The organism is Peribacillus sp. YIM B13472, assembly GCF_042788005.1.
Taxonomy (GTDB): Bacteria; Bacillota; Bacilli; order Bacillales; family DSM-1321; genus Peribacillus; species Peribacillus simplex_E.
This window is the reverse complement of the sequence record NZ_JBHZPG010000010.1, coordinates 15844-36047: the sequence shown is the minus strand read 5'-3', so window position 1 is coordinate 36047 and position 20204 is coordinate 15844. Positions and strand designations below refer to the sequence as shown.

Here is a 20204-nt window from a genome sequence, read left to right as displayed (position 1 = left end):
AATACGGAGTTTAATGAAACAAAAAAAAGCCAAATCATTTTTTGATCTGGCTCGTTTTTGTGAAAAAATTTGTTAGGGCGACTTTTTCAACACAGCACGTACCGGACTTCCATCTGCTTCAACTAATGGAAGAGGGAGGGCTGCCAACTCATAATTACCCGGTCCTATACCGTCTAGTACAAGACCTTCCAAAATGTGAATTCCGTGATCGGCAAGTTCATGATGGGCGGACAGTTCTTTACTATCCAGTGGATCCACTGATGGTAAATCAAGACCAATAAGACGAACACCGTGTTCTGAAAGATATGCCGCTAATTCTGGTTGGATATGAGGAATGGTTTGTGGAAACACACTCCGATCATTCCATGCATCCGTCCGAATTAACAGACGGGTAACACCTTGTAGGTCTATACTGGATAATTCATTGACACCAATGCTTGTCTGGTTAGGTAAATGGATAACTCGGGCACTTCCCATATATAAATCGAGATCCAAATCAATCACTCTTTTTCCATCATCATCAAAATGAAAAGGAGCATCAATATGGGTACCGGTGTGGATACTCATATTGATTTGACCTACATTGACAGAACCACTTTCTTCTTTACTCCAATTGACTTTGTATGAGAAAGGAGTATCTCCAGGCCAAACTGCAACGTTTTCATCCAGACGTTGTGAAATATCAATCCATGTCCCCATGCATTTACCTCCATCTCTACTGGCTGTTTCTTTGCTGCTTATTTCCATCTTATAGCTTCGTTCTTAGGCTCCATAGTTCTGGGAAAAAGTGTTGATCAAGGGCTCTTTTTAAATACGTTACACCTGATGATCCGCCAGTACCTTGTTTATTACCAATAATTCTTTCCACTGTGGTCATATGATTAAAACGCCATAATTGCTGTTGATGGCCAATGTCCACTAACTTCTCGCCCAGCTCATATAAGTCCCAATATTGCTCAACATCGCGGTAAACTGTCAGCCACGCCTCTTCTACACTGGCATTTGGTTCATATCTTTGTGACCAATCCCTGCTGAGGGCTTCTTGATCAATAGGTAATCCACGCGCCACAAGTGCATTGATCGCCGCGTCATAAATACTTGGCTCATGAAGGGCCAGCTGCATTTGTTCGTATAAATCTGTTTGGTGCTGATAGACTGATAGCGTATGGACATTTTTGTTTCCTAATGCAAATTCAATCAAACGATTCTGATAAGATTGGAATCCGGAAGATTGTCCCAGTTTATCCCTGAACTCCATGTATTCAGCCGGTGTTAAAGTTGAAAGGACATTCCATGACTGGATCAATTGCTGCTGGATCCTCGAAACGCGCGACAGCATTTTAAACGAAGGTTCCAACTTGTTTTGGCGGATGGACTCAGTTGCTGCTGTCAACTCATGTAAAATGAGCTTCATCCATAGCTCACTCGCTTGATGGATAATGATGAATAGCATTTCATCGTGATGATCGGAACATCTATGTTGACTAGTTAAAATCTTATCAAGGTGGAGATAATCTCCGTAAGACATCGATTTTTGAAAATCGGTTTGAATTTCTTTCTCTAGACCAGTTATTGTTTGTTCATTGTTATCCATATTCTTCATTCCGCAATCTCCTCACTTTTCCATATGCAAAACTATTTATTCCGTCATTCTATTCTATCTTCTTTTCCAGAGCTTCATCCATTACATTATGGTTAATATTTCTTCTTTTTGAAACAAAATAAGCAACAGCTAAAAATAGTAACCAAGGTATCCCGAATTGAAGCATGATCTTGAAATCTGTAAACCATGATGTAATCATTAAGCTGAATAGAAGAACGGCTCCCAGTATCGTTAAATATGGAAAACCGATCATCCTTACCGGTAATTTGCGTCCGCCGGTTTTCTCCCATTTAACCCTGAAAAACAAGTGGGAAATGAAGATCATGAGCCATGTGAACATGGCACCGAACATGGAAATCCCCATCATGAATGCATAGGATGAACCAGGAAGTAACGCATGAACGCCTGCAGCAATGAAAATCCCAGTTGTAGAGACAGCAAGTGCTTTTCCAGGAACGCCCCTTTTGTTTAGCTTTCCTAAAAAGCTAGGTGCATGTTTTCCGCGGGCCAATGAAAACATCATACGTGTTGAAGCATAGAGCTGGGCATTCATGGCAGATACTGCAGCCGTTAAAATAATAAAGTTCATGATCGCGGATGCACCAGGAATGTCCAAGATTTCCATTACTTTTACGAATGGACTTTCCTCGATCCCAGCCGTTTTCCACGGAACGATCATCAACATGATGCCGATTGTCAACACATAGAAGGTGGATAAACGGAATACGGTCGCTTTTAAGGCTTTTGGAACAGCTGTATCCGGATCTTTTGCTTCTCCTGATGTAACCGCTATCATTTCGGTTCCAAGAAAGCTGAATAAAGAAATAAATACGGCTACCCACATTCCCCACCCGCCAAATGGGAAAAAACCGCCTTCATTTACGAAGTTCTTAGGTCCTATATGTGGCTGATTGGAAGAACCGATTAGTACATAGGATCCAAGAAGGATAAAACCAACAATGGCACTTATTTTAATGAAGGAGAACCAATACTCAAATGTAGCGAATGTATTCACGCTAGTAGCATTTACATAAATCAGGGCACCTGCAAACACCAAAATCCATACGATTCCCGGCACGGTCGGAAACCAATACTTCATATACACGCTTACTGCACTTACCTCAACCCCAACAGCCAAAACATTGGCAATCCAATAAGAATAGCGGACAAGATAGCCAGCCATCGGAGTCATGTACTTTTCAGCAATGGCCCCAAAAGATCCTGAAGTGGGATGGGCAACCGTCATTTCGGCTAAACAGCCCATCAACAGTAAAACAATGAACGCCCCGAGTGCATAGCTGAGCAATACGCTTGGCCCTGCCGCTTGAATGGCAAGCCCGCTGCCAAGGAATAGCCCTGTCCCGATGGCACAGCCCATTGCGATCATGGAAAGCTGATTTGTTTCCAGCTCACGTTTCAATCCTTTTTCTGGCTCATCTTTAAAGTTCAATTGAGTATTTTTGTTCTCCATAGTTCATCCCCTTTTTATCAAAAAGATTTTATCCTGCCCTAATTAACTAACCATTTGAGGGAAGAGCCCCATCTGGCGGAATTCCATGTTATGCGACCACTTCACGCTCATTCTTGAATTTTTCATATTGTTTTTCTGACATGATTTTCTTGAGTATTTGTACAACTTCCCAAACTTCTGCGTAGGAAGTATATAGTGCAACTGGAGCGAGACGAATGATGTTAGGCGCTCGGAAATCGGGAATGACACCGTTCTCTTTCAATGCCTTGCATATCCGTGCAGCTTCTTTATGCTCAAGGCTTACATGACCTCCGCGGCGTATGTCCTCTCTAGGAGTTCCAATGTAAAATCCCATGTCTGCCAATTCGTATTCGACTAAATCCATTAAATATTGATTGATTTTCAGGGATTTTTCGCGAATATTCTCGATTCCCGCTTCAATAAAAATGTCCAAAGACCCAATCAAAGGTGCGCAACTTAACACATGCGGCGTGCCAATTTGATACGCGCCTGCTGATTCAGCTGGTGTTAACGTATGTTCCATATCGAATTGTTTATCTTTTTTGGAGCCGAACCATCCAGCCAATCCAGGCATCGTTCCAAAATGTTTTCGATTTACATATAAACCGCCAACACCGCCAGGACCGCCATTTAAATGTTTATAATTGCACCAATACGCAAAATCCACATCCCATTCGCTGAATGAATGCGGAATGGCACCGATAGAATGACATCCGTCAAATCCGATTACTATTCCTCTTTTATGAGCTTCATCCGTTAATCGCTTCATATCCAATATTTGACCGCTGCGATACAGGACTGTAGGCAAGATGATCAAAGCGATGTCATCGGTCATTGCATCGATGATGTCATCCTCTTCAAGAAATCTGCCATCCGAGCTTTTGACGCGGATGAGATCGGTTTCCGGATCGTATCCATGTGTACGCAGCTGACTTTGAAGAGCATAAATATCAGTCGGAAAGGTTAATTCATCTGCTAAAATTTTTGTGCGTGTTCCTTCAGGCTTATAAAAAGTGGCAACAAGCTGATGAAGATTTACAGTTGTGGAGCCGGTTACGATAACTTCCTCGGGAGAAGCTCCGACCAATGGGGCCATCTTCGCGCCCAATTTCTCAGCCATGAAAAACCATGGGTGATTCCCTTGCGTCCATCCATCAATCCCATGTTCCTTCCAATCTTCCAAAGATTCCAAAAGAGTGCGTTCAGCCCTTTTCGAAAGAAGCCCCAATGAATTTCCATCCATATAGATGGTATCCGGCTTTAAATAAAACTCTTCTCGAAAACCTTTAAGAGTATCTTTCTCATCCATTTGTTTAGCGTGATCCAAAGTGTATTCAGAAACCATAATCATCCTCCTATATTAGTATTCTAAATAATTCTAGGAGAATCGTACCAAAGAATATGACATCATGTCAATAAGTTAATTCAGAAAATTATAAACATTGAATCGATCTTTCCAACAAATGTTTTTTATTTTATGGAAATCCTTTATGCTAGAAGATAAGGGGAGGAATAAGCATGGAGAATGGCAAAGTAGGGGATAAACGGCATTTACGCTCGATCATGACACGGCAAAAGTTATTAGAAGCTGCAAAGGAAACATTTCTTGAAGAAGGTTATCAAGCTGCGCTTATTTCCCAAATGATCAAAAGGGCAAACATCGGATACGGAACGGCCTATGTTCATTTTAAAGGGAAAGAGGATCTGTTAATTGTATTAATGGAAAATGTAATGGAGCAATTTTATGAAATTGCCGAGACCTCTTTCTTTCCAAAATCAAAAGACGAAGCAAAACATATCATAAACAGACAAGCTAATGCTTTTTTGAAAATGGCAGAAGCAGAACGCAATATGATGCAAGTTTTCGAACAGGCCATTGGGATCTCAACCATTATTTCAGATAAATGGAAAGCGATCCGCATGAAGTTCATCCAGCGAATTTCAAAGGACGTCGCCTATGCACAGCAAAATGGGCTGGCAAGAGCTGAACTAAACCATGAGCTAGTGGCAAGAGGGTGGTTTTTCACGAATGAAATGTATCTGTGGGAAATTGTCCGAAACGAACATCAAAGTTCAGTCGAAGAAATTGCTCAAACCATCACCTCCGTTTACGTAGAAGGCTTGTATTTGTAATGATAATAGCAGTTCACCAATCTTCCGGTTATATCGGAAGATTTTTTTTATTCAAGGTTTCACAGCAGAATTCACGAGTAAACCGTCCAAATTCACGAGTAAAACCGCATAATTCACGAGTAAATCGTCCAAACTCACGAGTAAAACCGCATAATTCACGAGTAAATGCCAAATTTACGAGTAAACCGGCAGAATTCACGAGTAAACCGGCAGAATTCACGAGTAAATGCCAAATTTACGGGTAAAGCCGCCAAACTCACGAGTAAAACCGCATAATTCACGAGTAAACCGTCCAAACTCACGAGTAAAACCGCATAATTCACGAGTAAACCGTCCAAATTCACGAGTAAACCGGCAGAATTCACGAGTAAATGCCAAATTTACGAGTAAAGCCGCCAAACTCACGAGTAAAACCGCATAATTCACGAGTAAATCGCCCAAACTCACGAGTAAATGCCAAACTCACGAGTAAAACCGCATAATTCACGAGTAAACCGCCCAAACTCACGAGTAAAACCGCATAATTCACGAGTAAACGCCAAAACTCCGAGTAAAGCACTCAAACACACGATCAAAACGCTCTCATTAGTGTGGGACTTATAGCGTCTACGCCTTAAGTCTTACTAGAAAATATAGCTAAGGCTCATTATACGAAGTTGTAAAAGTAGATAAGATATAAACAAGGAAAGGAGGACGAAAACAATGAAGAAATTTGGTTTATTTATTGTAGGACTGATCGCATTATTTTTTTTACTGGCGAATGTGGGTCCATTGATCAGCCTGGCGATTTGCTTGGCGATCCTATACTTTGGATTCAAGCAGTTCATGAAGTCCGAATCGACAGGGGCCAAGATTGCATGGGGATCCGTCTCCATTATCGTGCTGATCGTTTCTATTTCCCATATCCCGGCAATATTGGGATTGGTGGCAGCTTATGTTCTTTACCTAGTCTATAAAAAATGGAATGAAAATGATGAAAGTGCATCATCGAAAGAAAATGACCCATTCTCAAATTTTGAAAGAGAGTGGAAAGAGTTGAATAAGAACTAATAGAAGGGATGTAATTGGAATGGGTAATTTATTTTCAAGAATGAAACAAACGATTTCAGCTGATTTTCACGACTTGTTGGATAAAAAGGAGCAAAAAAATCCAATTGGAATGCTAAATCAATATTTGCGTCAATGTGAGCAGGAGACAGATAAGGTCGGTAAGCTGCTTGAGCGTCAATATCTTTTGAAAGAAGAGTTTACGCGTGAATATAATCAAGCGCAAAATCTGGCTGAAAAGCGTAAGCATCAGGCTGAGATTGCCAAGCAGTCGGGAGAAACGGATTTAATGGAGTTTGCTATAAAGGAAAGCCTGCACTATGAAGAGCGAGCGCTAAGTTTGAAGGAGGCGCATAAAAGTGCAGAGGTTCAGTTGGCTGAACTGGAGCGGAAATATGAAGAAATGAAGCATAAGCTGAAGGATATGCATCTAAAGCGTCTGGAGCTGATGGGCAGGGAAAATATTGCCCGGGCAAACAACCGGATCAATCGGGTTTTGGATGGGGGCAGATCCGAAGCCAAACCGGTAGCGATGTTTGAAGAAATGGAGCATTATATCGATCGCATCGAGCACCAGGTCCATGCTGATTATAATCGGCATACGATCGATGCCAGGATTGTCCAGCTTGAAAAAGAATTGGAACAGAAAGAAGCGTAAAGGTTTTTTAAGGCATCGCTGTTATCCCCTGACCTTTTGGAATGGAGGGCGGGGGAAATAGGCTGTCAGAACATGATAATTTCATGGTATTCTTAAAAGGCACGGGTTCCTGTGCCTTTTAAGAATATCGTGATCATATAAAGGGGAGGCGAACCGATGTTGAACAAGATGAAGACAGACTATATGGGATGGATACTTCTCATCGGAGTCGTCCTGATTGTTTTAGAGATTGCATTTACGGGTGGAGGTCTCCTTTTTTCCCTCGCTTTTTCAATAGGATGCATCTATTTAGGCAGGAAATTCACAAAACGGACAATCGGGAAAATCCTATTTTTTATAGGGGTGATTTCCCTTATCATCAATGTCTTGAATATGTTCGTCTTTAAATTTTTCCTAATGGCGATCCTCATTTATCTTTTGTTTTTATATTATCAGTCCAAAAAGAATCCTGATTGGGTCAGTCCCATTTTAACCAATGATGATTCGGACGAAGTAAAGATCAATAAGGAACAATTGCTGAAAACTGATTACCTTTTTAAAAATAAGTTTTTCGGTCATCAACAGACGGCCGAGCATGTATATGAATGGAATTCCGTGAATATTCAGGGCGGGGTCGGTGATACGGTTATCGATTTAAGCAAAACGATTTTACCGAAAGGCGACGCTGTCATTTCCATCAGGAATATCATTGGCAATATTACTGTGCTAGTACCGTATGGCATCGAAATCAGGGTCCATCATTCTGTCATTGCAGGCAGAGCGAGGATTTTTGAAAATAAACCTGAATCCAAGGTCTTTAATCAAATTTATTCCTACCAAACGGAAGGGTTCAATGAAACGGATCACAAGGTCCATATCATCACTTCAATCTTAGTTGGGGATTTAGAGGTGAAGCGAATATGAGTATACTGACACGGCAGATATTGACTGCACTTGGTGTTGCTTTCGTGCTTTCCCTTGCCTTGCCGGCGGCGGTTTTCTTCATCTTTCCTTTATCCGACTGGAGCTTATTGTGGGAGAAAGTGGTCATGGGCTTACCCTTCGTCATATTCCTGCCAAGCCTGGTCATGACTGTAGGGCTGATTTATGGAGTCGTTTCAGGAATGTTTTGGAAGAGGCAGCTGGAAAGGGTGGATGAAGGGCTGTACTTACTTGAACAGGGCCGCTTACCTTCGCAACAGGAGACGTATCCTGTCCAAGAGATGGCTAAAATGGTGGAACGGATGCATCTAATCCATAAGCAAATCAATGAGCAGACAAAATTATCACAAAAAATGGCGAGTGAAAAGGCGATAGATCAGGAGAAACAGATCCAGGAAATCGTTTCCCAGGAACGAAACCGTTTGGCGCGGGAACTGCATGATTCGGTGAGCCAGCAATTGTTTGCCGCTTCGATGTTCATGTCGGCCATCACCGAGTCACAATCCGATATGGAAAAAACGGAAATGAAACAATTCAAGGTAGTGGAAGAAATGATCCATCAATCCCAGCTTGAGATGAGGGCGTTATTGCTTCACTTGAGGCCTGTTGCATTAAAGGGAAAATCCTTACATGAAGGAATGAAGGAGCTTCTATTGGAATTGGCCCAAAAAGTGACGATGGATATAAATTGGAAGATGGAGCCTGTCACTCTGGATAAGGGGATTGAGGACCATCTGTTTCGGATTTTACAAGAGTCGATTTCCAATACACTGAGACATGCAAAAGCGAACTCGCTTGAAGTGCTATTGATCGTTCGTGATGGGATGATCATTTTACGGATAACGGATGACGGCATCGGTTTTAACGCCGAGGAGTCGAAAACGGGATCATATGGTCTGCAAAACATGCATGAACGGGCTGTTGAATTAGGCGGGACGATGCAACTTGTAAGCATTCCGAATAAAGGAACGAAACTTGAAGTGAAAATCCCATTATTAAATGCTGGAGGTGATCATGATGATTAAAGTATTATTTGTCGATGACCATGAAATGGTAAGGATAGGGGTATCGGCTTATTTATCTGCACAGTCGGATATCGAAGTGATCGGGGAAGCGGACAATGGCTTGAAAGCTGTCGAGCTGGCAATGGAATTGCGTCCGGATATCATTTTGATGGATTTGGTGATGCCGGAAATGGACGGCATAGAAGCGACGAAACGAATTATTGAGAGTTGGCCAGAAGCAAAGATCATCATTGTGACAAGCTTCCTGGATGATGAAAAAGTGTACCCGGCATTGGAAGCAGGAGCGACGAGCTATATGTTGAAAACATCAAAGGCCAGCGAGATTGCGAGAGCCGTCCGTTCCACTTTCCAGGGACAAAGCGTACTTGAACCTGAAGTGACGGGAAAAATGATGGAGAAGTTGCGTCGCCAAAAGATTACCCAGCTTCATGATCAATTGACAAACCGGGAAATGGAAATTTTGCTGCTGATGACACAAGGGAAAACGAATCAGGAAATTGCGGATGAACTATACATAGCCCTGAAAACAGCCAAAGTGCATGTCAGCAATATATTAAGTAAGCTTGCCGTACAGGACCGCACGCAAGCAGTGATTTACGCATTTAAACATTCGCTCGTTCAAGAAGAAGAGTAAAGAGCGTCTATTTACCAATAGAGGGAAGTTTGTTATATTTAGGGAAATATCCCATCCTGTAAAGTTCTTTCAAGGTTGCTGATTGCAGCCTTTTTTTACGGATATCAGGAAAAAAGTAGGTGAAATGATGTTAAGAGTTATCTTAGAATTATGTCGTATAATCACCATTATTTTCGTTATTGGAATGATAATGGGGTTCATCATTAACTCGATCTATGCGATTTTTGGAATAACCGTAGAGAATACCACGGGCGGATGGATTGTTGCTATGGCAATTTTCCCATTACTTTATGTACTCTATAAAAACCGGCTTCAATTTTCAGGGTTCTATAAAAATGACGGACAAGTAAAACTCTCAAACAGGGCAACTACTATACTTCTTTGCTTCTCTGTGCTAATGTTAACGGTTGCCCCATTATTTCGCTAACGGAATGCGAAAAGAGCATGTTTTGATCAAAACATGCTCTTTTTTATACGATTTTTTTGATTATACAGCTTCCTCTGCGGTATCGAGCCTCTTGCCGTATATCCGATAAAGAACCAAAGCGAATACCATTCCTATAAAGGAGATAGAGGAGATGAACAGGTAAAGGGTCTTGCCGCCGTAGGCCCCATATATGGCTCCGCCTATATAAGAAGCAATGATTCCCGAAACCCCGAAGAATAGCAGTGCCAGTACGGTCTGGCCTGTGGCACGCCATTCCACCGGAACGATCCGATACAGATATTGGATGGCCGCCGAGTAGAAAATCGGGAAAGTCAATAGCTGCATGACTTGCAAATAAGCTAATAGCTGTGGATCGGTAATCCACGCTGAGACGAAATAACGGATAAAGAAAAACGCTGCTGCAAACGAAATGATGATGATTTCCTTACCCTTGCGAAGCCACCAAAAGCTTAGGGCGAACACAACGATTTCACTTCCCGCCGCTAAGAACCAGGTCAAGCCTACAAGCTTGGCACTTCCTCCAAGTTCCCGGATATACACTCCGAGGAAAGTATCGTTCATCCTTGCTGGAACAGCACAGATAAAGACCAATAACAGAAAGAGAAGCGTCTCTTTATTGCTGAAAAAATGCTTAAGGCTGCTTAAGGTGACGGGTTTCCCCGATACGGGTGCATCAGGCATCATCCAGCTGATAATGAAACTGATCAATCCTATGCCCGCAAAAAGGAACGCAAGGCTGTTCGCCCCGAAATATGACATAACATAGCCGGTGATCAGCGATATGACCGCATAACCCAATGCACCGTATGTTCGGATGGAGCCGTAGCTGATCCCGGCTTTCTCTGCCATCGTAAAATTGAGGCTTTCCGTCAGGGGATCGATCGGCATCAGAAAGAAATATAGCAGCATGGCAAACAGGATGAGCTGAAGATAACTGCTTGAATCATAGAGGAAATAACCGATTACGCTCGAGAAAAAGATGAGTAACAACAGGACTTTTCGTATCGTCCTCGTTTTGTCGCTGATCATTCCCCATAAAGGCTGGGTGATGAGGGTGACAAAACCTCCTGTACCGATGATGAACCCGATTTGGGCTGGACGCAAACCTTGATCAGCCAGATAGACTGGGAGAAACGGAATGAAAATGGCAAGCAGTCCAAAATATAAAAAGTTAAAACCCTTTAATAATCGTATTGCTTTCATAAAAAATATGATACCTCACGTGTTCTATAGATTGATTTCAACCTTGTTATTGTATCATTGATGACAGAATTTGAAAAAATAGTTTTAATATTTATGGGAAAAAATAGAATGATAGAGTTGGTTTCGAGGTTAAATTTCACTTTTAAAAAATGGATGTAAATGATAGAATTTACACTTATTGTTAATTGAAGAGGGTGGTATTTAATGGATCAAGACACAAAAGTGATTAAAGAGTTGCAGGAATTGAAGCAAAAAGTCGGTCACCTTGAAGACTTATTAACGGAGCAACAGAATAAAAGGGGAACAGCAGGACCATTTCGAATCTTCATGGACGCAGTAGTCTCATTGCTATTTGGATTAATTGTTGTAGGACCGGTTGTGGTGATTGTCGTTGGGGTTCTGATGGTGGCTGCATCATGGTTAGGGATGGAGTTTTAAAAGTTGTGGAGAGCCTAACCTAGGCTTTTAGGGAATATATTGATTTGATTAGGCAAACAGGAGCTGGGTTAATTGTTGGTTATTCCAGCCTAGAAAAGGAAAATGCCCTTTAAAAGCCGTCCATCCGGATATGTAGATTCAAGCCTTTCCATCTAATTATAGATGGGGAAGTAGGTGACCGTATGATACATTTCTTATTGAACTTAATTACAGATATGGGTAAAGAGATATTTATTGCTGTAGCAACCAGTCTCATCCTGTCTGCGTTCGCCAAGAAACGGAAAAAGAACCACTCATCCTCACAAGAAAGTAGTGGTTCTTCTTCTTACCAAGATGAAATCGTTTAGAAAAATGATTGCTTACTCTTGCAGTTATCACCCTCATGTATCGGGCATGGGGTCTTATTAGTTTATGTTTATATTAGGATCATACCCCAATTCTAATGTGAATATTCAGACACCGAAAAGGGAAGTTACTGAAGCATGGTTGCTGAAACATTTTGTTTGTCCTGGAAATGCTCCGTTGCATAAATTAAAGTCAGACCCGGGTAGGTGTTTCATAAATAAAATAATCATCTTTTAAAGATATAATGCAAAAAAAGGACTGTTACTGCAAGGTTGTATCTTTTCTCAATTGACAGAGAATCATTTTCTTTCATGAATTCTTCGATATCTTCACACTCAAGATTTGAGAATAAGGAAATCGTCTCTACTGGTATACCAAATTCATTGTTCAGTGCTTGAGTTATAGCAGAGACCTTTTCATTTGCATCGGATGAAGGCACGCCTATGACTAATAGGCCCACTAAATCTATTAGGTCCATCATTTCTGTTTGAGTTACCGTGGATTGAATATTTTCACCATTTGCAAAATCTAAAATGACTTGCTCAGATATTCCGGTAATTTTACTTAATGATGCTGCAGGCATTTTATAATCAGAATCAATAAACCGTGAAACAGCCGTACTCCAGAGAGGACTTGCATCAACTTTATTTTAAATAGTATTTTTCTGATTTCATATTGCTGGCCCACCACGATTTCCTATGATTTGGTTCTATAAAAATATTATCCTAAGAAAGTTATTGACAAATTTACTTCGAGTCCGTATAGTATGGGATATTATTAAAAATATTCAGATATAATTTAACTTTTGAAACGCAATGATCAGGAGTAGTAAAAGCACATTATTCGGTAAAGAGAGCTGCGGGTTGGTGCAACGCAGTCCAATGATACTTTGAACTTGCCTGGGAGTGGTAAAGCGAAAGATGGGGTTTATTCCATTCTTTTGTTTTAACGATTGACCTTCGTTACAAGGTTTTTAAAGCAGGGTTCTAGAAAAGAGCCAATAAGAGTGGTACCGCGGTAAGCTTAAGGCATATCGTCTCTTTCTTCATTTGATTATGAAGGAAGAGACGATATGCTTTTTTTGATTTTGGGGAGGTAAGGATATGGAAACGGACAAACGGAATTTACAGAGGACAATGACTTCAAGGCATATTACGATGATGGCATTAGGCGGTGCCATCGGGGCAGGTTTATTTAAAGGAAGCAGTTCAGCCATTGATATGGCAGGCCCTTCCGTAATCATTGCGTACTTGATAGGAGGCATCATCCTATTATTCATCATGCAAGGTTTAGCTGAAATGGCGGTCCGCAATAGCGGTGCACGAACATTCAGGGATTTGGTCCAATCGATTTTAGGAAAGTATCCTGCCTATTTCCTGGATTGGATCTATTGGAAAATGTGGGTATTGAATATCGCGGCCGAATCAGTGGTTGCGGCGATTTTCCTTCAATATTGGCTGCCTGGATATCCAATCTGGATACTGGCATTAGCTGTTTCGGTTTTAGTTACTGCGGTTAACTTGCTGTCGGTAAAGGTTTTTGCTGAAACGGAGTACTGGCTTGCTTTAATTAAAATAACCGTCATCATTGTGTTCATCATGGCTGGATTATTGTTGCTGCTCGTTACTTTTGGTGATCATACAGCCGTCGGTTTTTCTAACTTGACTGAGCATGGCGGTTTCTTTCCGAATGGATCGACAGGTTTGATCACGGCGATGCTGGTGGTAATCTATTCATATGGCGGAACGGAAATCATCGGGGTCACATTAGCTGAAACGAAAAATCCTGAAAAAGTGGTTCCAAAAGCCGTACGCAGTACATTGGTCAGGATCATTTCTTTCTATATCATTCCATTTTTCATCATCGTTAGCTTAATTCCTTGGAACGAAGTAAACGGTGTGCCGGAAAGTCCGTTTGTGATGGTCTTTCAAATGATCGGGATTCCAGGTGCCGACCATATTATGAACGCCGTCGTTCTACTGGCGATCATTTCATCGATGAACTCTGGATTGTATGGTTCATCCCGCGTTCTGTATACACAAGCCGTGGATGGTCGCATTCCGAAAATCTTTTCCCGTTTATCCAAGAAGAGAGTACCTGTTCCCGCAATATTAATGTGTACGTCCGCTTTATATGGAGGAGTACTGATTTCCTTATTTGCTGGAAGCAAGACCTTCGATTTCCTAATGGGTTCGCTGGGATATACCGTATTATTCATCTGGTTGATCATTGCTTTCGCCCATTTGAAATCACGTAAACAACAGTCCCAAAAAACAAGTGCCTATTCGGTAAAATGGTTCCCGTATACGACTTGGGCTGCGATCATCGCTTTAATAACGATCCTGATCGGAATCATTTTCACGACATCGATAATCGTTACGATCATTACACTTTGCATCTACATCTTCATATCCTTGACGTTTGTATGGAAAAAACGCCATAACAAAATCTAGAGAAAGCGTGGATATCGCTTTTGCCTTCCCGCATAGAAGTTTCAGTTTCAAGCCATGGTATGCATGCCATGGCTTTCTTCATGTATTCTTGGTCTTGTGAAAAGTAAGAGATATCCATTTTACTAGTTCATGGGAATCATTAACTTTAGCATTTAAAGAGATAATCTAGTGAAAAATGTTGTATAATAATCTTTGGAAAAAAACCAATATATTGAAAGCCGGAGCGAACTATGAAAAACAATTCCATACTATCCTTTCACCCGTTATATTATTTATTACTTTTGGTGATTACTAGTTCCATCTATTCAATCATCAATCAATCTTCAGGTCATGCTATCGATGTTACGACGATAATAGATGGGGAGATTCCCTTTATTAAAGAATTTGCCGTTCCTTATTTACTTTGGTATCCGTATATCTATGGATTGCTGATTTACTACTGTTTTGTTGACCGAAAGCATTATTTCGTAGGATTAGGCAGTTTGGTGTCGGGGAAACTTCTCTGTTTTCTTGTATATTGCCTTTGGCAAACGACAGTCCCGCGTCCAGAAGTGGTGGGGAACGATATCTTTGCCCATTTAATGCGATTCGTCTATAGTCATGATCAACCTGTCAACTGTCTTCCCAGCATTCATGTACTGACTACATTCATCATGATGATCGTCGCCCATAAGCGGAAAGAACAGCACAAATGGGAGTATGCCAGTGTCACTGCATTCGGAACACTGATTATCCTCTCCACGCTATTTACGAAACAGCATGCTGTATTGGATGTACTCGCAGGGATACTTCTTGCATGTGGGGTATATGCAGCTGTCCAGTATATGTTCCAAGCCCTATCGGCTTATCAGGCCAATCATTACGCAGCAAGGCAAATTAAAAAATGACCACAGGAAATAGCCACTGTAAGAATATTCGCTCCCATGAGCTGATAGGTTACAGTGGCTTTTTGTGTTTCTATTAAAAATTGGATATTTATGTTAAATTATATATGATAATATGTTTTTAGTTGAATTGAAACAATGGAGGGAGGAAAAGAATGTCTCATTATCTTAATCGAATGGCTGAAGACTTGGTTAAAGCGAAGTTGGAAAATTATTGGTCGGGTTTTGAACTTGTTGCTTATGCATTATATGATAAGAGAAATGTTTATCTATTCAATCATCCCAAATTCAGTAACAATCCACAATGTACATATCATATTTTAAGCTGGGATATACAGTTTACTGGAGACACGATTATTTTGTATGAAGAATATCCCACTGCAATTGTTAATATGGATTCGTATGAGGATTATGAAGATTTGTATTCAATAGTGGTTCACGAATTATTTCACGGCTATCAGTATATTAAAGATGAAAAACGGTTTCCTGATGAAATGATGGGAATCACATATCCGTTGTCAAAAGAAAATGTGGAATTGCGAAATCTTGAAAGAACAAATCTTTATCATGCGTTGTTGGAAAATAACATAATTAAGAAGAAGCAATACCTTAATGCTTTCATTGCCCTAAGGGAAAAAAGAGCAGCCTGGATTGAAGAGTACCTAACATATGAAAAATTGATTGAAACCATTGAGGGACCTGCGTGGTATGTCGAAATAAGGGCTTACTCCGAAAAAAGCCCGCTTGATTACCATTCGGTTTTAAAAAAGTATGCACAACAACTAATAAACAAATATGAATCTACTTCTAGTATCAGAAGTAGTTGTTATGGTTCCGGTTTGTTTATGTGTTTGTTACTTGAGGAGCTTTCACCAGGCTGGATGGAAAGTTTTTTTGATAGAGAAGAAACATTATATGACCTATTAAAACTGCATTCCGGTGACTATATGGAAGATTCAATAGCTGATGTGAAGATAAGTTCTGAAACAGAGGAAGTCGTTAATTTTGCCATAGAAAAGAGAATAAAAGCATTTGAAGAGTTTAATGAACAAGCAGGAATTCATCTATATATTGAAGGGGAAATAACTGCTGAATCCTTTGACCCGATGAATATCATCCCATTAGAAGATAGACTTTTACATAAGAGCTTTATAAAAGTAAGAATGAACAACCAAGACTATCTTATTCACCAACCTGTTATTGCCCATGTTGGTAATGGAATGAAATACATAAATAAATTACACTTGATATTAGGGAATAAACCCATTGAAAACAGTGATTCGCTTACAATTGAAGGTGTTGGAGAAATAAAGGGAAGATATAAGAAACAAGAACATATCTGGCATGTATTTATTCCTTCAAATGTTATCTTAAATGATCAGGTGCTTAAATTGGACAAGTAAAGCATGGAGATCAATCCCCCCATTCGTTTTTTGATCTTTTGGGGATTGTCTGCTAACGGGAATTTGATACCGACCGCCCATGAAAAAAAGCACCAGACTTCCTATGACAGGCAGTCCGATGCTTTTTTCTTTTACATTTCAGCTTCTATTTTCAAAGATGATTCTTCGCTGAACTGTTCCTTATCCAGGTCGCCTGTTATTTTACTAGTCAGAATACCGGAAGTCATGCTTCCGCTGACATTCACAGCCGTTCTTCCCATATCGATCAATGGCTCGACGGAAATCAAAAGTCCAGCCAAGGCGATTGGCAAGTTCATTGCAGATAATACTAGAATGGCAGCGAAGGTTGCTCCTCCGCCTACACCTGCAACCCCGAAAGAGCTAATGGCCACGATGGCAATCAACATGGCTATAAAGGAAGGCGTTAGTGGGTCGATTCCCACCGTTGGAGCGATCATGACCGCTAACATGGCCGGATAGATGCCGGCACAGCCATTTTGACCGATCGATAAGCCGAAGGATCCGGCAAAGTTGGCAATTCCTTCGGAAACCCCTAGTTGTTTCTGTGTTTGGATGTTCAATGGAAGTGCTCCTGCACTTGTTCGCGAAGTGAAGGCAAACGATAATACCGGGAAAGCTTTTCTCAAGTATACCATTGGATTCAATCCTGCAAGCGTCAGCAATAACAAATGAATGAGGAACATGACAATCAGGGCGACATAAGAGGCCCCCACGAATTTCCCCAACTTCAGGATGGCATCCAGATCACTCGTAGCTACCGTCTTCGTCATGATCGCCAAGATTCCGTATGGTGTTAAACGCAGGATCAATGTGACTACGCGCATGATGATGCTGTGCAATGTATCTACTATTTTAGCAAAAAATTCAGCATGTTCAGGCTGCTTCCGTTTGACCCCTAAATAGGCAATCCCAAGAAATGCAGCAAAAATTACAACGGAAATGGTTGATGTCGGACGTGCTCCCGTTAAATCAAGGAACGGATTGGACGGAATCAATTCAAGGATTTGCTGCGGCATCGTTTTATCCTGAATCGTACCATATGTTTCCGATATTTGATCCCCGCGGCTTATCTCCGCTTCCCCTTGCTCAATTTGAACGGCCTCCAAATTGAATACAGTTGCCGAGGTGATCCCAACAGCTGCTGCAATCGCAGTCGTTCCAAGCAGGATTCCGATGATCAGGACACTGATCTTTCCGATATTGCTGGTCAGTTTCAATCTTGTGAATGCGGATAAGATCGAAATGAAGACAAGCGGCATGACGATCATTTGCAGGAACTTGACATAGCCGGAACCTACAATGTTAAACCAATCGACCGATTTAACGATCGCTTCTGACTGAGGTTCATAGAAATACTGCAAAAGAAGTCCGAATACAATCCCTAAACCAAGTCCAGTGAAGACCCTTTTTGTAAAGGAAATATGCTTCTTATTCATGTAAAATAAAACGCCTAAAAGAACGAGCATTATGGCAAGATTTAAAAACACATAACCAATCATATATATTCCTCCTAATTCCGATTAACCAAATAAGAATAATGAATATCTGAAGACTATGATACATCATCCGTTGATTTTTTACCAGAAGAAAATAATTTATTTTTGACTTTTCAAGCAATTCATGTATATATCCATATTCATGGACTGAATAAGAAGTCACAAAAAAGAGGTATACATGAACCTTTCCCAATCTGGGATCAAGGGTTCAGTATACCTTGTGGGTAAAAGGGTTATTTCTTCAAATCAATCACGATATCATCCAATACCAACTCTTTGGGAGCAATTCCTGGTTTTGTTGGGAAGGATGAAACCTTTTCTTCACCATCTTCCGTTATGGTTACTTCTCCGTGGTTCTCTGAAGTGAAATTACGTAATGTCACATGTGGTGTCGCAATCAGTTGCGTAGCATCCGGATCGATTTTTTGGAAGGTTTTGCTGAAGTTCAAATTATAAGAATCGATACCGCTTCCTCCGTTTTCTTGACCATCGTAAACATTCCCTAAGTCATCTTTAATGGTCAACTCCACATAGGCATCATCCCACTTGTTTTTGACTGAGTCGGACACTTCTTGATCATAATCAACCACAAAGGACATTGGCGAGATCGATAGTTTTTCGACGGATACTTTTACTCCATGTTGATTCACACTTTTATTGATGACCTTCTCGTTGCTTTCGGTTGCCTCTAAAGAGAAGGCAAAGTTCCAATTTCCTTTTATCTCTTTATGCTTGTCAGTAATACTAATGCTGTTTATATCCCAGTCTATATTTACCTTATCTTCTTTAAGATCTTCTAAATTACTAGCCGTTAATAAGCCTACATATTTTTTATCAGCTACTTTTGTAACTCCATCCGATCCTGCTTGGGCTTTCATTTCTTTTATATTCGGGCCGGGAATATAGAATGATCCATCCCCCAAATCTTCTTCGCTTTCAATAGTATAAGTGATGGTTACCGTTTTTCCGTCATAAATGGCGTCATTTATCGTGAAAGTAAGGCCATTGCTTTCTTCGGTAAGGCCAATTTCGTTGGAGTAGGCCTTATAATCACCGTAAAGACCCTTTCCAGTATTCTTGATATCATCATAGAGACCCGTTTTTCCATTACCTAAAAAGCTGAAAATATCTCCTATTAAAGGAATGCTTTTAGCAGAAGCGGTAAACGAGAATCCTATCGTTGCGGTGGATAATCCGAATATAATGGAAGCAGCCAGCACATTCTTCTGCCAACGCTTCATTTTTTTCTTCTTGCTTATTGATTTTTTGAGTGATCTTTTGATTTTGGCTTTTTCTAGTTCGGTGACTTCCATTTCCTTAAATTCAGTTTCGTCTATGTCCATATCATTTAATAATTCATAAATATCCTTCATACGACGCTGCCTCCTAACTTAAGATTCGTAGCTTTTTGACTTAGCTTCTTTTTCCCTCTATAAATACGATTATCTATTGATGCTTTGGTCAACCCGAGTTTTATCGATATATCCTCATTTTTCAAACCTAGAAAGTACTTCATGATAAAAATATCCCGATCAACAGGTTCTAAGAGATTGATTAACTGAAGCAGTTCTTTTCTGTCTTCCAATATAATCAGTTCATCTTCTGCAGATTTTTCTGAATCTACTTCTGTGTAACCTGACGTAAGCTCCATTTTCTTCATGGCTTTTCGGTAATAATCAATCGCTTTAAACTTAGCGATCGCACAAATCCATTTTCTGAAATCTGTTGTATCCCCATGGAACTTTTTTGAATTGTTCCAGATTGAAAGAAAAATATCATTGATGCATTCTTCCATGACACCATCGTTCCTAAGAGGAGAGAGAACCTTATATGTGACCCCCTTGATTAGTGGCAAATAGGTATCCACTATAAATTCCAATGCGTCTTCTTCTTGGCGTTGCAACCGCTCGATAAAATTTATATCAGTAGACTTCATGACATGATTCCCCTTGTTTTTTTGTAAAAGCTTTTACACTTAATACAACGTGTGTAAAAAGATT

Annotated in this window: 22 protein-coding genes and 1 other annotated feature; of the genes, 10 read left to right on the top strand and 12 right to left on the bottom strand. The window is 40.5% G+C overall.

Annotated elements, in window-relative coordinates; translation table 11 throughout:
* Positions 1-72: 72 nt before the first annotated feature.
* The 4 genes from kynB to kynU form a co-directional block, all read right to left on the bottom strand.
* On the bottom strand, positions 73-699 hold the full coding sequence (gene kynB / locus ACFX4I_RS10330; RefSeq protein ID WP_377420410.1) for an arylformamidase: 627 nt from the start codon (positions 697-699) through the stop codon (positions 73-75).
* Positions 700-748: 49 nt separating this feature from the next.
* Positions 749-1594: a tryptophan 2,3-dioxygenase gene (gene kynA, locus ACFX4I_RS10325; RefSeq protein ID WP_377420550.1), complete on the bottom strand. Its 846-nt coding sequence runs from the start codon at positions 1592-1594 to the stop codon at positions 749-751.
* A gap of 58 nt (positions 1595-1652) precedes the next feature.
* Entirely contained in the window at positions 1653-3074 is a 1422-nt protein-coding gene (locus ACFX4I_RS10320; RefSeq protein WP_377420408.1) for an amino acid permease, read from the bottom strand.
* 88 nt (positions 3075-3162) lie between these two features.
* Complete coding sequence (gene kynU / locus ACFX4I_RS10315; protein WP_377420406.1) at positions 3163-4440, bottom strand: kynureninase; 1278 nt, start codon at positions 4438-4440, stop codon at positions 3163-3165.
* 173 nt (positions 4441-4613) lie between these two features.
* Between kynU and ACFX4I_RS10310 the strand changes: the two genes are divergently transcribed.
* Complete coding sequence (locus tag ACFX4I_RS10310) at positions 4614-5228, top strand: TetR/AcrR family transcriptional regulator (RefSeq protein WP_230302015.1); 615 nt, start codon at positions 4614-4616, stop codon at positions 5226-5228.
* Between the two features lie 28 nt (positions 5229-5256).
* Here the strand turns inward: ACFX4I_RS10310 and ACFX4I_RS10305 are convergent, their stop codons facing one another.
* The 3 genes from ACFX4I_RS10305 to ACFX4I_RS10295 are packed head-to-tail and all read right to left on the bottom strand — an operon-like array spanning position 5257 to position 5757.
* The gene (locus tag ACFX4I_RS10305) at positions 5257-5448 is read right to left on the bottom strand and encodes a hypothetical protein (RefSeq protein WP_377420404.1); all 192 of its coding nucleotides are present in this window, start codon (positions 5446-5448) and stop codon (positions 5257-5259) included.
* Complete coding sequence (locus ACFX4I_RS10300; RefSeq protein ID WP_377420402.1) at positions 5445-5654, bottom strand: hypothetical protein; 210 nt, start codon at positions 5652-5654, stop codon at positions 5445-5447. Before ACFX4I_RS10300 ends, ACFX4I_RS10305 begins: the two co-directional genes overlap by 4 nt.
* Positions 5590-5757 carry a hypothetical protein gene (locus ACFX4I_RS10295; RefSeq protein WP_377420400.1) on the bottom strand — a complete coding sequence of 56 codons (168 nt, stop codon included), beginning with the start codon at positions 5755-5757 and terminating at the stop codon, positions 5590-5592. The genes ACFX4I_RS10300 and ACFX4I_RS10295 overlap by 65 nt, the downstream gene beginning before the upstream one ends.
* Positions 5758-5930: 173 nt before the next feature.
* Between ACFX4I_RS10295 and ACFX4I_RS10290 the strand changes: the two genes are divergently transcribed.
* From ACFX4I_RS10290 to ACFX4I_RS10270, 5 genes are all read left to right on the top strand, one after another.
* Positions 5931-6278 (top strand): lmo0954 family membrane protein, encoded by a 348-nt coding sequence (locus ACFX4I_RS10290; RefSeq protein WP_230302013.1) that lies wholly within the window; start codon positions 5931-5933, stop codon positions 6276-6278.
* Positions 6279-6297: 19 nt separating this feature from the next.
* A complete protein-coding gene (locus ACFX4I_RS10285) occupies positions 6298-6933 on the top strand; it encodes a PspA/IM30 family protein (RefSeq protein WP_309518557.1) in 636 nt (211 codons plus the stop codon).
* A gap of 156 nt (positions 6934-7089) precedes the next feature.
* Positions 7090-7836, top strand: a complete 747-nt coding sequence (gene liaF / locus ACFX4I_RS10280) for a cell wall-active antibiotics response protein LiaF (protein WP_377420398.1) — start codon at positions 7090-7092, stop codon at positions 7834-7836.
* Positions 7833-8879 carry a sensor histidine kinase gene (locus tag ACFX4I_RS10275; protein WP_377420396.1) on the top strand — a complete coding sequence of 349 codons (1047 nt, stop codon included), beginning with the start codon at positions 7833-7835 and terminating at the stop codon, positions 8877-8879. The genes liaF and ACFX4I_RS10275 overlap by 4 nt, the downstream gene beginning before the upstream one ends.
* Positions 8872-9513 (top strand): response regulator transcription factor, encoded by a 642-nt coding sequence (locus tag ACFX4I_RS10270; RefSeq protein ID WP_377420394.1) that lies wholly within the window; start codon positions 8872-8874, stop codon positions 9511-9513. The genes ACFX4I_RS10275 and ACFX4I_RS10270 overlap by 8 nt, the downstream gene beginning before the upstream one ends.
* 487 nt (positions 9514-10000) lie before the next feature.
* Here the strand turns inward: ACFX4I_RS10270 and ACFX4I_RS10265 are convergent, their stop codons facing one another.
* Positions 10001-11164, bottom strand: a complete 1164-nt coding sequence (locus ACFX4I_RS10265; protein ID WP_377420392.1) for an MFS transporter — start codon at positions 11162-11164, stop codon at positions 10001-10003.
* A 204-nt stretch (positions 11165-11368) separates the two neighbouring features.
* Between ACFX4I_RS10265 and ACFX4I_RS10260 the strand changes: the two genes are divergently transcribed.
* Entirely contained in the window at positions 11369-11602 is a 234-nt protein-coding gene (locus tag ACFX4I_RS10260) for a hypothetical protein (RefSeq protein WP_377420391.1), read from the top strand.
* A 571-nt stretch (positions 11603-12173) separates the two neighbouring features.
* Here the strand turns inward: ACFX4I_RS10260 and ACFX4I_RS10255 are convergent.
* Complete coding sequence (locus ACFX4I_RS10255) at positions 12174-12530, bottom strand: HTH domain-containing protein (RefSeq protein ID WP_377420389.1); 357 nt, start codon at positions 12528-12530, stop codon at positions 12174-12176.
* Positions 12531-12753: 223 nt separating this feature from the next.
* Positions 12754-12991: a binding site (T-box leader), on the top strand.
* 59 nt (positions 12992-13050) lie between these two features.
* Here ACFX4I_RS10255 and ACFX4I_RS10250 point away from each other — a divergent pair.
* The 3 genes from ACFX4I_RS10250 to ACFX4I_RS10240 all read left to right on the top strand — a co-directional run bounded on the left by ACFX4I_RS10250 (position 13051) and on the right by ACFX4I_RS10240 (position 16687).
* Positions 13051-14400, top strand: a complete 1350-nt coding sequence (locus tag ACFX4I_RS10250) for an amino acid permease (RefSeq protein ID WP_230302393.1) — start codon at positions 13051-13053, stop codon at positions 14398-14400.
* Positions 14401-14630: 230 nt separating this feature from the next.
* Positions 14631-15287 (top strand): phosphatase PAP2 family protein, encoded by a 657-nt coding sequence (locus tag ACFX4I_RS10245; protein WP_230302392.1) that lies wholly within the window; start codon positions 14631-14633, stop codon positions 15285-15287.
* Positions 15288-15643: 356 nt separating this feature from the next.
* Positions 15644-16687, top strand: coding sequence for a hypothetical protein (locus ACFX4I_RS10240; RefSeq protein WP_377420387.1), 1044 nt, complete (start codon positions 15644-15646; stop codon positions 16685-16687).
* 131 nt (positions 16688-16818) lie between these two features.
* On the opposite strand, the gene ACFX4I_RS10235 is transcribed toward ACFX4I_RS10240, so the two are convergent.
* The 3 genes from ACFX4I_RS10235 to ACFX4I_RS10225 form a co-directional block, all read right to left on the bottom strand.
* Positions 16819-18207, bottom strand: a complete 1389-nt coding sequence (locus ACFX4I_RS10235) for an L-cystine transporter (RefSeq protein ID WP_377420385.1) — start codon at positions 18205-18207, stop codon at positions 16819-16821.
* 230 nt (positions 18208-18437) lie between these two features.
* Entirely contained in the window at positions 18438-19577 is a 1140-nt protein-coding gene (locus tag ACFX4I_RS10230; protein ID WP_377420383.1) for a DUF4179 domain-containing protein, read from the bottom strand.
* Entirely contained in the window at positions 19574-20140 is a 567-nt protein-coding gene (locus ACFX4I_RS10225) for a sigma-70 family RNA polymerase sigma factor (RefSeq protein WP_377420380.1), read from the bottom strand. Before ACFX4I_RS10225 ends, ACFX4I_RS10230 begins: the two co-directional genes overlap by 4 nt.
* Positions 20141-20204: the final 64 nt, after the last annotated feature.